Source organism: Geosporobacter ferrireducens (genome assembly GCF_001750685.1).
Lineage (GTDB): Bacteria > Bacillota > Clostridia > Peptostreptococcales > Thermotaleaceae > Geosporobacter > Geosporobacter ferrireducens.
On sequence record NZ_CP017269.1, the window covers coordinates 2470714 to 2485975 of the forward strand.

At 39.6% G+C, this 15262-nt stretch carries 11 protein-coding genes and 2 riboswitches; all 11 genes read right to left on the bottom strand.

What is annotated here, in order from left to right; genetic code table 11:
• Positions 1-20: 20 nt before the first annotated feature.
• A complete protein-coding gene (locus Gferi_RS11595) occupies positions 21-707 on the bottom strand; it encodes a GntR family transcriptional regulator (protein WP_069976637.1) in 687 nt (228 codons plus the stop codon).
• Positions 707-1573, bottom strand: coding sequence for a 4-(cytidine 5'-diphospho)-2-C-methyl-D-erythritol kinase (gene ispE, locus Gferi_RS11600; protein ID WP_069976639.1), 867 nt, complete (start codon positions 1571-1573; stop codon positions 707-709). The genes Gferi_RS11595 and ispE overlap by 1 nt, the downstream gene beginning before the upstream one ends.
• 170 nt (positions 1574-1743) lie before the next feature.
• Complete coding sequence (locus tag Gferi_RS11605; protein WP_069976641.1) at positions 1744-3447, bottom strand: hypothetical protein; 1704 nt, start codon at positions 3445-3447, stop codon at positions 1744-1746.
• 33 nt (positions 3448-3480) lie between these two features.
• The gene (locus Gferi_RS11610; protein WP_069976643.1) at positions 3481-4686 is read right to left on the bottom strand and encodes an S-layer homology domain-containing protein; all 1206 of its coding nucleotides are present in this window, start codon (positions 4684-4686) and stop codon (positions 3481-3483) included.
• A gap of 123 nt (positions 4687-4809) precedes the next feature.
• A complete protein-coding gene (locus Gferi_RS11615; protein WP_069976645.1) occupies positions 4810-5817 on the bottom strand; it encodes a hypothetical protein in 1008 nt (335 codons plus the stop codon).
• Between the two features lie 209 nt (positions 5818-6026).
• The gene (locus Gferi_RS11620) at positions 6027-6596 is read right to left on the bottom strand and encodes a signal peptidase I (RefSeq protein ID WP_069976647.1); all 570 of its coding nucleotides are present in this window, start codon (positions 6594-6596) and stop codon (positions 6027-6029) included.
• A 375-nt stretch (positions 6597-6971) separates the two neighbouring features.
• The gene (locus Gferi_RS11625) at positions 6972-7586 is read right to left on the bottom strand and encodes a response regulator (protein WP_069976648.1); all 615 of its coding nucleotides are present in this window, start codon (positions 7584-7586) and stop codon (positions 6972-6974) included.
• Positions 7583-9304, bottom strand: a complete 1722-nt coding sequence (locus Gferi_RS11630; protein WP_069976654.1) for a sensor histidine kinase — start codon at positions 9302-9304, stop codon at positions 7583-7585. The genes Gferi_RS11625 and Gferi_RS11630 overlap by 4 nt, the downstream gene beginning before the upstream one ends.
• A gap of 164 nt (positions 9305-9468) precedes the next feature.
• Positions 9469-9552: riboswitch (cyclic di-GMP riboswitch) on the bottom strand.
• 177 nt (positions 9553-9729) lie between these two features.
• Complete coding sequence (locus Gferi_RS11635) at positions 9730-10575, bottom strand: transglutaminase-like domain-containing protein (protein WP_069976656.1); 846 nt, start codon at positions 10573-10575, stop codon at positions 9730-9732.
• A 65-nt stretch (positions 10576-10640) separates the two neighbouring features.
• A riboswitch (cyclic di-GMP riboswitch) is annotated at positions 10641-10728 on the bottom strand.
• Positions 10729-11155: 427 nt separating this feature from the next.
• Positions 11156-12730, bottom strand: coding sequence for a DUF3794 and LysM peptidoglycan-binding domain-containing protein (locus tag Gferi_RS11640; RefSeq protein WP_069976658.1), 1575 nt, complete (start codon positions 12728-12730; stop codon positions 11156-11158).
• A gap of 186 nt (positions 12731-12916) precedes the next feature.
• Positions 12917-15196, bottom strand: a complete 2280-nt coding sequence (locus Gferi_RS11645) for an S-layer homology domain-containing protein (protein WP_069976660.1) — start codon at positions 15194-15196, stop codon at positions 12917-12919.
• Positions 15197-15262: the final 66 nt, after the last annotated feature.

Below are 15262 nucleotides of genomic sequence, written 5' to 3' on the forward strand. Positions count from 1 at the left end.
TGTTTCACCTCTTTTTAACTCTATTTTCCTGCATTTTTATTCGCCAGCGTTACGATATTATTCTCTAAACTGTCAATATGTTGTTGGGCTACCTGCTGGGCTGCTACTGCATCCCGGTTGGCAATAGCCTCTAAAATGGCCTGATGCTCTACTAACAGGTCTTTTGGCTTGTTGTATTCGGAAAAATATGTGATTCTGAACCGCTGCACTTGTTCCTGGAAGCTTTGGGCAATCTGGATGAGCTTCGCATTGCGGGTCGACTTGAAAATCCTGTCATGAAACTGCATATCTTTTTCAACCATACCCTCTGTATTGCCGTTTTCAATGCATCGCTTAAAATGATAGGAAATCAACTCTAACTCTTCAAGCTCTTCCTCTGTCATTCGCTCTGCTGCCAAATATGCCGCAAGTCCTTCCAAAACAGAGCGAACCTCTAGTACATCCAGAATGTCTTTGATCGATACATCTGCCACATAGGCACCTTTTCTTGGCACCATTACTACAAGACCTTCTAACTCCAGCTTTCGAATAGCTTCCCTTACGGGCGTTCTACTGACCCCCAGGTGCTCCGCCAGCTGCACCTCCATGAGTCTTTCTCCTGGCTTCAGTTCCCCGTTGATAATAGAATTTCGCAAATGTTCAAAAACTACATCTCGAAGCGGTTGATAGTTTTGCAGCTTTAAACCATTGATACCCTGAAGACTCATCACGCATTCCCCCTATTGTAAGTTTTGACAACATAAGTTTGTTTATATACCTTCGATAGGTTCTCACAAGCACTTCTTGCCTTGTGATAATCTTTGTACAATCCATAAACGGTCGGACCGCTCCCGCTCATCAGACTTCCCATCGCATTATATTCCATCATGCGCCGCTTGATGTCCTTCACGATGGGATGCATTGTTTCCGTCACTTGTTCCAACACATTGTGCAGGTTTTCTCCAATGGTTTGCAGATCGTTGTTCTCCATAGCCATCAGCAGTTTATCTGTGTCAGGATGCTTCTGAAGCTTTTCCAATTGGAGACCTTTATATACCTCTGCCGTTGAAACACACAAATTCGGTTTGCAAAGCACAACCCATGCATATTCTAATCCTTTAATAGGTGTTAATTTTTCTCCAATTCCCTCAGCCAATGCAGCACCTTCTAATATGCAAAAAGGCACATCTGCTCCTAATGCTAAGCTATGGGCCATCAGCTCTTCTCTACTGGCTCTAATGTTCCACAACTCATTCAGCCCCAGCATCACCGCCGCACCATCGGTGCTGCCCCCGGCTAAGCCTGCTGCCACAGGGATTTGTTTGTTTATATATATATATACACCCTTGTGGATATTATACTGCTCCTGCATCAGCTTTGCAGCTTTATAGGCGATATTGCCTTCATCCTTCGGGATAAAACCGCAGTTGCTTTCCAGTATAATCCCACCCTCAATCTCTTTAATTTCTACCTCGTCGTAGAGATCTACCTGCTGCATGATCATTTTTACTTCATGATAGCCATCGATCCTTCTGCCTAATACATCCAGGGATATGTTAATCTTAGCCCTGGCCTTGCGTCTGATTTCTTTCACCAAATTCACTCCTCATAAGGATTGTGTCTATTTTTATTGTATCACTCGTCTTATCCAATCATGTATGCAATATATAATATTATATACTGCATATCTAAATTCCTTCAACCCTAGGAGAGAAAAGAAAAAAAGAGACGAATTTTCTTCGTCTCTAAATACATAGCAGCCTTTTATTCTAATGGAGATGTCTCATCTTCTTCTTTTTTATTGATAACTGTTTCCTCGAACATTTTTACCTTAAGACTTTTGATAGATTCATCTTTGCTTCCGTCATTATGACCATCTGATGCCTTTTCTGAATGATCACTGTTTTGACCTGCGTTTTCAACTGCTGGTTGCTCCGGTTTAGTCTCTTCTCCAGGGTCCTCTCCTGCTGGTTGCTCCGGTTTAGTCTCTTCCCCAGGGTTCTCCCCTGCTGGCGGCTCTTCCGGTTTAATCTCTTCCCCAGGGTTCTCCCCTGCTGGCGGCTCTTCCGGTTTAATCTCTTCCCCAGGGTCCTCCCCTGCTGGCGGCTCTTCCGGTTTAATCTCTTCCCCAGGGTCCTCTCCTGCTGGCGGCTCTTCCGGTTTAATCTCTTCCCCAGGGTCCTCCCCTGCTGGCGGCTCTTCCGGTTTAATCTCTTCCCCAGGGTCCTCTCCTGCTGGCGGCTCCTCCGGTTTAATCTCTTCTCCAGGGTCCTCTCCTGCTGGCGGCTCCTCCGATCTACCTACTGCCGACGAAGCAGCTCCACCGCCTCCTGATGAAGATATTTCCAGCTGATTTTGCAGGCTATAAACCTGAGATTGCAAATCATCGACTTTCAGTAATAATTTACTATTTTCTTCTTGTAGTTTTTTATTTTCTGCGGATAAGCTTTCTTTCTCCTGCTTTAAATCCTCATTTTCAGCCATCAATTCCTCGTTTTGCTCTACAAACTCCTCTATCTGCTTTGTTAAACTGACAATCTCAGAGATTTTTCCATTCAGTTGGCTTACTAAATCCAGCACGGTCTGATAAACTTCATCTAAATAAGTAGTTAATTGAGGTACAAGGATATTCAAAAGCTTCTGCTGATCTTCTGGGATCTCCAGCTTTGTAATTGGAGTTACAACCGCCTCGAATTCGTTACTTTTATTGTTAAGTGCTGTCCTATTTTTTTCCTGTTGTCTGAGAAGTGCAGGTGCTTGCTGAATGGATACCTCCAGCTGGTTTTCACCTGAGTTCCCCCACCTTACTTCTTCCCAATTTCCATAACTGGCTACGGTGGAGATCATCTCTGTCAATTCCTGCTGCAATGCTTCTTGCTTTTCATCCGTATCTTCAATTTCTATAGGCTTTCTTCGCACTTGTTGTTCGAAGCATTTTTTCAAATAAGAGATGTTAAAGGATACGGGTACTTCCTTATCTATAAATCCGTTGAGATACTTCGCTCTAATCACGCCATTAACGGTTTCCTTTTTGAGTAGTTCATGAAACAACAATTCTACTCTTTGCGGCAAGTTTATAATGGGTTCGATAGGTATTTTATACAGCTGATTCTTACGCAACTCTACCGGATTAATATGGAGAATATAATCAGGAAGATTTGTTAGCGCATTCTTCTCTGGCGTCCCGATTTCTACAGTAAAGTAAATAATCGGTGCATATTTTAAATCTTCAGCACCTTGTATATGGATTTCTGCATATTCTCCCGGTATCTTTTGAATTATTTCAAAGGTAGGCAGGATCTCCTCTGAAGATACAGCACTTACTTCTATACTTCTTGGCATTAACTCAGAGAAGTAGGAATAAGTATCCAGCATTCCCAAAAGTGCCATGCTAACTAACAACCCGGAAAGCAGACAACAAAAAACCCGTAGGCACAGAAATCCTATTCCAGATTTTTTATAGGTCACACATCTTCACCTCCTTAAATTTTTATTATCATTTCATTCATTTTTACTTGCATGCTCCTCATGAAGGCCCAGCAGCTTGCAGATGATTACAAAAGCCTCTGCCCGGGTAATATCATTTAACGGCTTAAAAGAGCCATCGGGGTATCCTACGAGAATCTCCTGATCTACACCTGCTTTTACATATTCTAAGGCCCAATCTCCGATTTTATCCTTATCCGTAAAGGTTAATTCTATATCTGATGATTCCTGTTCAAATCCCCGGATGAGTACGGTGACCATCTCCTGTCTGGAAATATTTTTGTTGGCTTTAAACCGTTTCAGAGGATAGCCCTTAAATATTCCCTTTTCACTGGTAGCGATAATATATCCCTTCGCCCAGCCGGGTATCCAATCAATATATCCTGAGAAGAACTTATTCTTCTCTTCCAGCTTCAACGCCCTGCCAATAAGTACAGCAGATTCTGCCCTGGTGATGGGGCGATCCGGTCGAATGGTTCCATCAGGATAGCCTTTAATAATGTCATGCTCCAATAGCGTAACAATACAATCATGGGCCCAGTGTCCCGCTATATCCGGAATCACCTCAATGGGTTCTTCTTCCATAAGTTCACCTGGTCTGTCCGGTCGGTCGGGTCGATCCGGCCGATCCGGTTTATCCGGATCACTGGATCCATCCTCCAGTTCCTTCACATTTACTGTGAAGTCTATTTTACCGGCAATACCAGCCACATTAATTTCAGCACTTTCATCCATCTTGATGGTATATACAAGATCTATATAGTTATTATTACCGATCGCAATGGAACAGGCGGCACCAGACTTGAAGCCGGAAAAATCCCCATCATAGATCGTACCCTTTAGCAGGCTATCCAGTGGATTTTTATAATCTACCTTGATTTTCATTTTTTCCATATAGTCTTTGGCATCCTTATGGTCAAAAGATAGCTCTTCACCTTTCCTTTTTAAGGATATACTCATACCGATTGTATTTAAGGTGATTTTTTTTCCATATTTGTTTTCCACTCTAAGTACACTGCTGGCAGAGTAGCCTGGATACCAAGGGCCTTTAGCTCCAATGCCATTACTTTTAAAAATAGCTCCTGCCTTACTGCTGCTTCCTCCTACCACAATGGCGGTGTAGCTATCCTCTGCATATATAAAGCTGGGTATGATGAGTTGGATCAGTAATAATAAAATCAAAGACAGCCTCAAGGTTTTTGAGGTAGATTTTTTGAACATATTCTCATATTCACCTCCTTACATAAATAAAATTAAGGATTTAAAATTATTTAAATGCTTAATTTTATTTATGTTTTAAAAGGGTGGATGTACATCCACCCTTCTTTAATGTTAATCAAGAAATTATGGTCTAAACCAGTTATGTACTGCACTTGGATCTGATAGATTTGTAAGATCTAGATCTATCCATACTTTGGCTAGTAAAGCTCCAAATTCATTTGTTATCTCAATAGAAACAAAGCTAAAGTCAGAAGGAGTAGTTATACGCCATCCATAAGTATTTGTTTTGTCCTCTAAATAATTATATGGGCTCACTCCACCTTCTGCATAGTAAAGTAACGCATTATTAAATGCGAATTTATCTCCATTTTTAGAAACTCTAAATCCTAAATTTCCAAATTGTGGGTGATTTTTAATTATTAATTCCTTTTCAGTTTCACTTGCTAATAATTCCACCTCAACATTTGAATTGGAAGATGTTATATCTGAGCCAATGAGCTTATCAACTTCAAGTTTAGCTTTTGCTGTTAAAGGCTCTGGTGTTACAGGAGGTACTGCTATCTTTCCTTGTTTTGCTTCAACCTTTAAAACAAAGTTTCCGCTTAATCCAGCGAATTCAACATCAGCTGATCGTGTTTCTCCTTCAGCAATTCCACTTCCCCAAGGCCATTTCACATTTAAAACAAACTCATCTTTCCCCTTGTTTGTTACTGGAAACTTCACAGCATCCCCATTTAAAGTCAGTCTCTTCGTAGGACCCTCTTCCCCATTCATGGTCACTCTAAATTGAATAGGCGTTCCTGTACTAAATAAACTTGACGGAGTGCCGGTGACTCCTGCTTCGCTTTCTCCATCAGCTGTAAGCACTTTTACTAAGTATTCCACAGGAACCTCTGTACCAGCTTTATCAATAGAAAACTCATAATTATTTTCTTCACCAGGAGCTAATTTCACTGAATCAGCAGTAAATTCCTCTTGTAATATACCGCCTGGACTAACTTCCCATGCTGCTGCCACAACTTCATTGGCCTCACTGGTGAACATTTGAGCATAGTATGCAATGGTTCCCATGCCTGCACCAAACATTAAAACTCCGATTAATAAAATGCTCAGTATAATTCTCTTATTCATTTTTCAAAGATCCTCCTCTTTTTCTGTTTTTTCTTTCATTTTTGTGGTAAAATAAGCCTAGAAGATATTTTTTTATTGCTTTTTTGGGTGATCTTGTCAGAGATGACCCGTTTTTATTTCTGCCGTTCTAACAACCACCTCCAAAACCTCATCTCTCATTCAAATCCCCATCGTTGTAATTTATATGATAGTAAATCAATTTATTCCAGCTAAGCTTTTATATGGTCTGGCGCCTCTGTTTTTTTATTGTTGACTTTTTTCAACTCCAACCATATAACCCTTAGCTCAGAAACAATCAGTAAAAAAATCGGTAATAGAATAAACAATAAAAACCCTCTTCCTGTCTTTGCAAAATCAGCAATCATACCTCCTCCGGGAATTTTAAAGGCCATGGTTCCGATCGCTTGTTTGCCCTCTATAAGCTCCTGGTCTTCTGTATTGTTGGCATCTCCTTTTGTTCTGAACTTAACGATACCATTTTCTTCAACAATCCCGATTACTCTATGGGTGACTAATGTATTTCCCTCGATCCGATAAGTCAATACATCTCCAATTTGGATCTCCTCCGGCTCTGTTTCCCTTGTTACTACCATATCACCCGGCTTTAAAACAGGTTCCATACTGCCGGTAAGCACCTTCAAAGGCTTAAATCCAAAAACCGACGGCACCTTTTGTGGATTTGTTTTTGCCTGAAACATCGTAAAAACGGATACACCTATAATGAACACCAATACAATTGTGATACTGTCTCCGATCCACTTCAGCATGGTTTTTATCATTTGTCTACCCCCTAAGTGTTTTTAATGCAGAAATGGCATAAGTTATAACGCTTGTATAAGTATTTGCTTCGAATCCTATACAAGAAAGAATTAACTTATGCCTATACCTTATCCAAACCATCTCCCACTAGATAAGCCCGCTCTCTTTTATTCAATCAAAACCACGAATTTCTCTATATTTGATTATAGTTTTTTTCCTGTTTTTTTTCTCCCTGCTAAAGCGTAGTTTTCATTAATGAATTTGTATTATATCATTTCCTGTTATATGGTTCTAATGGATAAGGCACTGCTACTTTCTTACCATAGGTATCCCCTTATACCCCATACAAAAAACAGGGTGTACAAACCCTGTTTCAGCATACTTTCATTTAATCATCAGATATACATTGTTTCTTTTGCATATAATGCGGCCTGTGTACGATGTGTTAACCCCAGCTTCAGTAAAACACTGCTTACATGCTTTTTCACTGTATGCTCTGATATAAACAGCTTTTTAGCAATTTCTATATTGCTTAATCCTTTTCCCAGTGCTTCCAATACATCTCTTTCCCTTGGTGTTAATTGCTCTAACTCTCCATCCTCTTGTTGATTATCTATCAATTGAGAAATCTCCGGATGGAAAAATTTGCGTCCCTTTGCAACTGTATGTACTGCATAAAGTATATCTTCTGCATAGGCATCTTTTAATACATACCCGTCTATTTGAAATTCCCGGGACTTCATAAAATCTTCTTTTTTCATGGAAGATGTTAATATGATAAATTTTGTCTCTAATCCTTCCTGCTTTGAAATTCTAATAATATCAAGGCCATCTTCCCTGCCTAGCCTTAAATCCACAATCGAAATTTCCGGTTTCTCCTCTTTAATCATTCTCACTGCTTCTTCTACATTCGTAGCTTCTTTAATTTCTTTAACGGCTTCTTCCAATAGCAAAGTAGCCGAAAGCCCTTTCCGAACCATTGGATGATCATCTACAATAAGGATCTTCATACCGCATTCACCTTCTCCAGTATTTGATTTGTGTTAGGAATATCCACTAAAACAGCGGTTCCCTTTCCTATAACACTATCGATAATCAGCTCCCCACCTAAAGACTTTACAAGATAATGAATATTCTTTAAGCCTAATCCCTGCTGCGTACCGTCTTTGATTAGACTCACGTCGAATCCTGCTCCATTGTCTGTAATTTTGAGTTGATAGGGATCATCACTGAGGTCAAGCATCACTTGAATATCCGTTGGATTGCCATGGCGCACTGCATTTCCTATCCCTTCACAGATAATCCGGTAAATAGCCTTCTTCTGTGAGACTGTCAAAAATGCATGATTCCCTTTAATATCCAAGGCGATATCTATATTTCTCAAGGCTTGTATTTCATGAATATAGTTTAAAATATCCTCACGAAAAGTATCTATTCCATTTTTTTGCCAGCTCAGTCCATAGATTGTAGAACGCAGTTCCTTCATGGCACTGTCCATGGCGCTTCGTAAGGCATTCAACTCTTTTTTTATTTGATGGTGATTCATCTTCTCTACATTTTTCATCAATGCAAATATACTGAAGGACATACTGTAGAGCCTTTGCAGTACACTATCATGGATTTCGGTTGCAATCCTGTTCTGCTCCTGAGCAATTACCAATCGTTCGTTTACTTCTTCCAGACGGGCCCTCTCCAGTACAATAGAACCGAGATTCGCTAAAAATCTTAGCTGATCTACATTTTCCCTGTAGACGATGTCTTCCTTATGGATCGTGGATTCAATCCCTATGATCCCATAAATCTTATAAGTAGATCTTAAAATTGTAACAACAAACCGCGTGCCTTCTACTTCTAATTCAATAGGGATTTCTGTTTCTATCAGGCTATTCCATTTATTTAATATTTCATTTCTTAATTGATGCTTTAGCAGCAAAATCTCATCCTGGCTCTTTTCAAATAACACTTCATTTTGACATTGCATAATATTCATAAAGAAAATTGTTTCTGCTTTGGTAATCAGCTTCGCATAGTGCACGAATAATTCCATTAACCGATCCTCATTCTTCTGAGCGGACAAAGAGTTTACTGTTTGATATAGAGACATAATGTGCTCTACCGATTCTTTTATTTTAAAATTTGCTGCTGCCAGCTCTTCATTTGCTTTTGTAATCTTTTCGCTTTGTCTTTGTACATCTTTGGAGAGTGTAGATAATCGCTGCATGGCTACAGCCATGAGAATGAAACTAATAATTCGATTGGACTCAATCTTTATTGCTTCAAATAATGCTAGAACACCGCTGCCCGAGCTCATATGAATAATTTCTATAGAGATAAATAAATAGGCAGTTAAATTTAAAAAGCAATAACTGTTGTCCAGCTTTACAGCCGTAATCATGATGGTATTGAGTGCATACCAAACGTAGGGACTGTTAAATCCTCCTGAAGGTATTAGAATCAAACAGTTTCCTACTGTTTCCAATAGTACCAGCAGCTTTATTTTGTGCTTATCCTCTCCCGCATTGGTATACAAATAAATAAACACTACAGCGGATATACAAATCGTTCCAATGAGAAACAGCTTTCTTTCAATAGAATGATTAAGGTCTCCGATGAAGTAAAAGAATGAAGTAATGACAATCGATAAAGCTCTATAAAAAATAAGCATTTGTGTTTCTTGGGTTTTATTATTTATAAAAAGATTGTTTTTAAAAAGTCGATGAAGCTTCAAATATATGCCTCCCTCTTTTTTAAAGATCTCTAGCATATCTCAGGCACAAAATTATATTTGAATTATCTGCCGGTTTTCATATTTTATACCTTTTTTGCTTCGCATGGCTTACAGAGAATCATTTGTTTTTTATTACTATTATAAATAATAAAAAACCGACCTAATCATCATTGGGTCGGTTGCACCACTGACTCCTCATGACCTAGGTGCCCAACTGTCGATCACGTCTCTTCGTCTCCCTCATAGGATTTTACGCCTATGCGCTTATTCATATTATACTTATAGATTTGGAAAATATTTGTAGAATCTTGTCCGCTCTCCCTATAAACTTGTCTATCCTTTTTTGCAAATTTCACCAAGTTATACCCAGTTGCTTTATTCTTATCCGCTTTTTTGAATAAAAGATGAACAATATGTTCATCTTCTTAAAGTTCCTCTTGTTTACTATGGCTTAATTCTGATTGTTTTTTGTCGAAGTATTCTTTCTTTCCTCCGACGCCAAAAGTGCTGTCCAGAAAAATCCACTGATTTTCATCCGCCAGGTATATCTCATTCCATGCATGGTAGCCTTTATATAGTTCACTGGAGACTTGTCCTTTTACCACCTTTGTTTGCAGTCCTACAGCTCTTCCGAGGGATGCAGTTAAGGCAGCATAATCATAGCAGACCCCTTTCTTTGTCTCAAGAGTATGCAGTGCTCCATATGTATTGTCATAATCTCCCTCTTGGTGTTTACCAAACTTTTCATAGTCATAAGTAATGTTGCCTGTTACCCAATCATAAATGGCCTTTGCCTTTTCCCGGTCTGTAGTCTTATCTTCTATAAGCTTTTCTGCCAGCTGAATAATCTTCTCATCATTACTTTCTACATGCTTTACGGGTACTAAAAATGGATTTACTTCTCCTACATTTTCTACGGTGATCTTTGGGCCATAACTGTATTTTCTTCCTTCTTCATGAATCATAATCGCTGCGGTATATTTTCCCTTTCCCATGGTAAGCCAAATTTCTTCATCAAACTTACCTTCCTTAAGAGGCAGCTCGTACCACTTCTTTTCTTCATCCTTTATGAGCAGCACCTTTATTTGCTTCTGTTTACTATCGCCCTTTAAATGTATTTTTCCTTCGACTTTTTGTGTTCCTATATTCATTAATGTAACGTCTTTACTTTTCAAGTAAGCCGCTTCTGCTTTAACAGTAATGCTTTGAGACATGAAGAGTATACCTGTCAAAAATACTAAAAGAAGTTTTTTAAAGCTTACTGGCCCCATGGAACATCCCCCTTTACAGACAAACTTCTGAATTGCCTGCAAAAAGAGAATGCTCTCTGTGCTTCTTCGGCAACCCAGCCATCATCGTGATTTCTCACCTTAGATCTGTAGGCTTTGCGTCCCCGGCTTTCACCGGGTTTGCTATTATCGGAAAGCTTGTCTATTTCGTTTGATTCTATTTTATCTGAATTTTCCATTTATATCAACATATTTTTACCTGTACTTCAATTTTGGGGATCTGTTAATGTTCTATCTTGATAATACGTAATAGACAATTGTAGATTGATGCGGTGTAAGGCTTCTATTATGAAAAACTGGCGACCAAAGGTCGCCCCTACTACCATCGAAAAAGTGCTGAATCTGCGAAATTAATAAAGAAACTCCTTGAAAATTAAGACTTCGCATAATGCAATTTCTTAAATCAAGGGGTTTTTCGATAACCTCTGGCGACCGAAGGTCACCCCTGCCAATGCAGGAATTCTCGTAGGGGCGATCTTCGGTCGCCCGCTCATGGCGTATTCTTTATGTATTATTCATCAAGCAAGATAAAACCCGCAGCATTTGCTGCGGGTTCATAAATCTAGAATTTATATTCATAGTTCTTTTGGATGATAATTTGACTCCCTGGAAGAATATGGTTTTCATCTGAAATTTCATTGGTCTTCACAATGCTTTCTACTGTAGTATTGTAGCGTTTGGCAATCTTCCACAGGGTATCCCCCGGCTGTACAAAGTAGATCGTCATACTTGGATTCTTGGTTACATCTACGACTTCCTCCATCTCCTCTGCATTTACCAATACTTCCAGTTGTGCATTTTTCTTAACGACGCAGGCAGCCCCTACATTTACTTTTACTTCTACCTGCTCTGGGTTAATGAGACTAAAGTCTACGTCGAACACCTTCAAATCCACATCTGCTTCCATATTTTCCTTAGCACCGGGAATCTCCACAAAGTGTCTAAATGGAATTTCTTGCTGGAAACTATGTACTTTTTGATCTTTACCCTGTGATAAGTATAGTACACCGGTTTCAATGAGCCCCTCAATAATGGTTTTATCCTCTGTCAAACTGTAGTCCGTAAGCACGGGCCTAGTGTTTACACTTAATATTTTGAACGCATCTCCTTGATTTTCAGGAATATCCAAGGTTTCCTTCACGATCATATTGGCTGTATTTTTGCCCAGGGTCTGCTGGAATACAACAGGTTTTTTCTCGACCTTTAGTTTTTTGCTCGGGCTGTATGCATCTATGATTACCTCTTTCTCCTCTTGATCAAAGACAGAGGCCTCTATTTTTACTGTAGCTTCCACATCAAACAGCTTTCGGTCCCGATCAAGATTTTCTTTTACTTCAGTAAAAATATCATCTACCTTAACAGCAATTTTGCTATCCATATCCTTCATCGCCCCATTTAGTTCGACAAAGTGGGTAAATGGAATTTCATGCTTCAGCTGAATCATTGGATTGCGTTCATCTTCCCCTAAGTAAAGTGTATTGGTTTTCACGATCCCGCTGATAATAACCTTTCCATCGGTTACCTTCGTTTCTTTTTCAACGGCAACAGCTTCACATCTTAGGATTTCTCGAATTTCAGGAAGGTCTTCATCGATTTCGAAGGTCTCCCTGACGATCGTTTCTGCCTGATTGCTGCCTACCAGATCATTATACTGGATTTTATTTCGCAATACTTGAACATCCTCCAGACCATAGATTTCTCGCAGCACATCCATCTTAGAACTGTCAAGCGCTTTTGCCGAAAGATTGACTACACTTTTTACTGCAAGCTTTCTTTCATTGGTGATTTGGAAATCTACGTGCTCTACCGCTGCAATTACTTCACTCATCATATCAGACTTTATACCGGGCATATCTATATTTTGATTGAATCCTGCACTGGCATTCATGCTGTACATCGGCTGATCTCCAGTTTCTGCTGTATAGAAAATTTTAAAATTCACAACGCCATCTACGACAATTTTATCCTGTAGAATTTCTTTTTTGGTAATGTTAACCATCCCATCAACGGACAGTACATTGGATATATCCGGTTTAATGTCCGGAACAAGAATATCTCCCTCTACAAGGGCTTGTGTATGGTTCTCCCCTGTAACCTGATCTATCTTCAGTAAATCGCGGATTAATTCAACGGACATGCATTTTCCTCCTCCTTTTTTAGCCTTCTATTTCTTACTATATTCATATTTATAGGACACAAAAATATGTTATATTTTTGTGTAGCCAAGCCGATTTGTCTTTACTATATTTATGCGGTTCGTAACAAAAAAAGAAGTGGAAAAATTGAAATTCTCCACTTCTTTCGTATAGGATAGGGTATTTTATCAATATCTTAGGTTTCGAATACTGTTTAACCCTTTATAGACTGCCGCAGCCAACTCTGCCATGGTAGCTTCTTCCTGTGGCCTAAATAAACCATCGCTTCCGCCCACAAGCTCCAATCCTTTGCAAAGAGCAATATATCCGATTTTATCAGGACTTACCTTGTCTGCATCCTTGAATGGCAGGATATAAATATCTTTTATCTTTGCCAGGTTTTCCATTTGCATTAATCTAACCAGAAGTACGGCCATCTCTTCACGGGTGATCACAGCTTCCCCGTCAAATTCAACTGTTTTATTCTCAAGCAGGCCGTAACGTACTGCCATCTGCAGTTCTCTATAATTGGTATCAGACTTGCTGATGTTTGTAAACTTCAGATCCTCTGCTTCCTGGGTCATATATACTCTTCCCCTGGCAGAAATCAGCATTTTTATGGCTTCCATTCTAGTGATTTTTTTATCCGGGTCAAAAGTTTTTGCGTCAATGATTCCTTGTGAAGCCAGTACGCTCAATTCTTTTTCTGCCCAGTGCCCCTTGATCTTATCTTTAAATTCACTTCCGTTTTCTTTGATTTCCTCTCCGTTGTAATCTACAAACTTACCGGTAAATGCATCCATTTGAACAAATGGATAAGCGGTATTTTTTGCCTTCAAACGGTAAACCAGCTTTGTCTGCAAGTTTGGATTTTCTGGATTCTCTGACATGTCAAACATCGTATAAATTAACTGTGGCTCATGGTTTTCCAAATACATCTTTAGGGCCGCGTCACTTCCTATGGCCCCTTGGGCAGTTTGGAAGATCAAATCCTCATTCCAGCTGCTTCTAATTTCCCTCATTTGACCTGTTTTCACATCCACGCTTACCGAAATGTTATCTTGACTGTAAGGGATTCCATTAATCAATCTTGGGAAATAGAAATAATAATACTGTTCCTGTACGAGCTTGCCATTAACGTAATGATCATTCTTTATATAGGTTTGTTCTGTTTTGATATTCTTAATTTTTTCAGGGAAGTAGGTCCCAACCGCTTCGATGGCCTTATCATATGCAGCTTCCCAATCCAGCTTTGGTTCAAATGCTTCTGTTTCTGGACCATACCAGTAGTGACTGTACATGGCAATCAGTTCTTCGGTAAGGGCATTGATGGTGATGGTGCCGCCCTCATCATATCTTCGGGCACTATCTTTTTTTACAAATTGGCCTGACCAAGCCTTGTTTCCAGAAGTCTCCCAATAATTTTCTCCCGATAGGTAGCGCATGGACTCAATCTCATAGCCCTCACCCATCGCTTGCTTCAAAATCTCCTCCATAATCTTAGCTGCACGATCTTTATCAATCTCTTTTTCCTGCTTTACAACGGGTTTCGCACCCTTTAAAATATCTTCCTTCTGCTTCTGGGTAATATCCTTGATCTTCTCCTGAATGGTGCTTTGGCCCCTCCAGTTCAGCATAACGCCTTCTTTTGCATCTACAACATACCCATTCATATAGCTCGGAGCATAAACCAGCTTCGCCCGCTCAACCTTTTGGTCATAGAAATTTGGATCTTTTCTCTGGGGCAGGTAAGATAACTCCATTTTCACATTTTTTGCTAAAATTTCTGCTGCCTTCTCCTCTCCAATTACACCTTGCTTAGAGGGTACATTTAACGCATCATACCAACGGCAGCTGTAAGAAGAAATGCTCCCTTTAATCCCGTCTACTTCTACGTTTATGTAATTTCTTTCAAATTCTATGTCGTTTACCATACGTACATACCGGAAGTAGTAATTTCTCGGGTAATATCCTCCATAGTACATATTCATAGAATCTTCTACTTCTTTAACCTCTTTAAACTCCTTAGGATTAATTTTCTGAAGAAAGTCTACGGCAATCTTTTTCGCTTCTTCCTCAGTGATGGCTGCCACTGCAGGCTGCTCTTGGCCAAATAGGTATTCGTGCCGGTTAATATCGAGTACCTTACCTGTAGTTCCATCTACTACAGCACGGATATGCAGTCCTCTGTCACCACCGCTGTAATCCCAATAGATTTCCCAGATAGGATTCCCCGGGAGATCATAGTCTTTTCGCAGTTCATATCTGCTTTGGAATTTTTTATCATCGATTTCTTGCTTAAAATATTCCGTTAGCACCTTTTCTGCTGCAGCCTTCGCCTCATCCTTTGAAATCCCTGCGTTCATTTCTGGCTGCCCGTTGTTCTTCTCTTCTGCAAAGGCTGGAGCTATTGTCCCTAACACAAGAATAAGAACAATCAACATGGCAAGTATTCTCTTTGCTGTCATATAGACACCTCCTGAAAAAAATAAAATATCGATACAGAATATCCGATTGAATTCAATCGGATATTC

Coding starts and splice junctions, on each gene's coding strand:
- Gferi_RS11595 (WP_069976637.1), bottom strand. CDS start 707: ATGAGTCTTCAGGGTATCAATGGTTTAAAGCTGCAAAACTATCAACCG.
- Gferi_RS11610 (WP_069976643.1), bottom strand. CDS start 4,686: ATGTTCAAAAAATCTACCTCAAAAACCTTGAGGCTGTCTTTGATTTTA.
- Gferi_RS11615 (WP_069976645.1), bottom strand. CDS start 5,817: ATGAATAAGAGAATTATACTGAGCATTTTATTAATCGGAGTTTTAATG.
- Gferi_RS11620 (WP_069976647.1), bottom strand. CDS start 6,596: ATGATAAAAACCATGCTGAAGTGGATCGGAGACAGTATCACAATTGTA.
- Gferi_RS11625 (WP_069976648.1), bottom strand. CDS start 7,586: ATGAAGATCCTTATTGTAGATGATCATCCAATGGTTCGGAAAGGGCTT.
- Gferi_RS11635 (WP_069976656.1), bottom strand. CDS start 10,575: ATGGGGCCAGTAAGCTTTAAAAAACTTCTTTTAGTATTTTTGACAGGT.
- Gferi_RS11640 (WP_069976658.1), bottom strand. CDS start 12,730: ATGTCCGTTGAATTAATCCGCGATTTACTGAAGATAGATCAGGTTACA.
- Gferi_RS11645 (WP_069976660.1), bottom strand. CDS start 15,196: ATGACAGCAAAGAGAATACTTGCCATGTTGATTGTTCTTATTCTTGTG.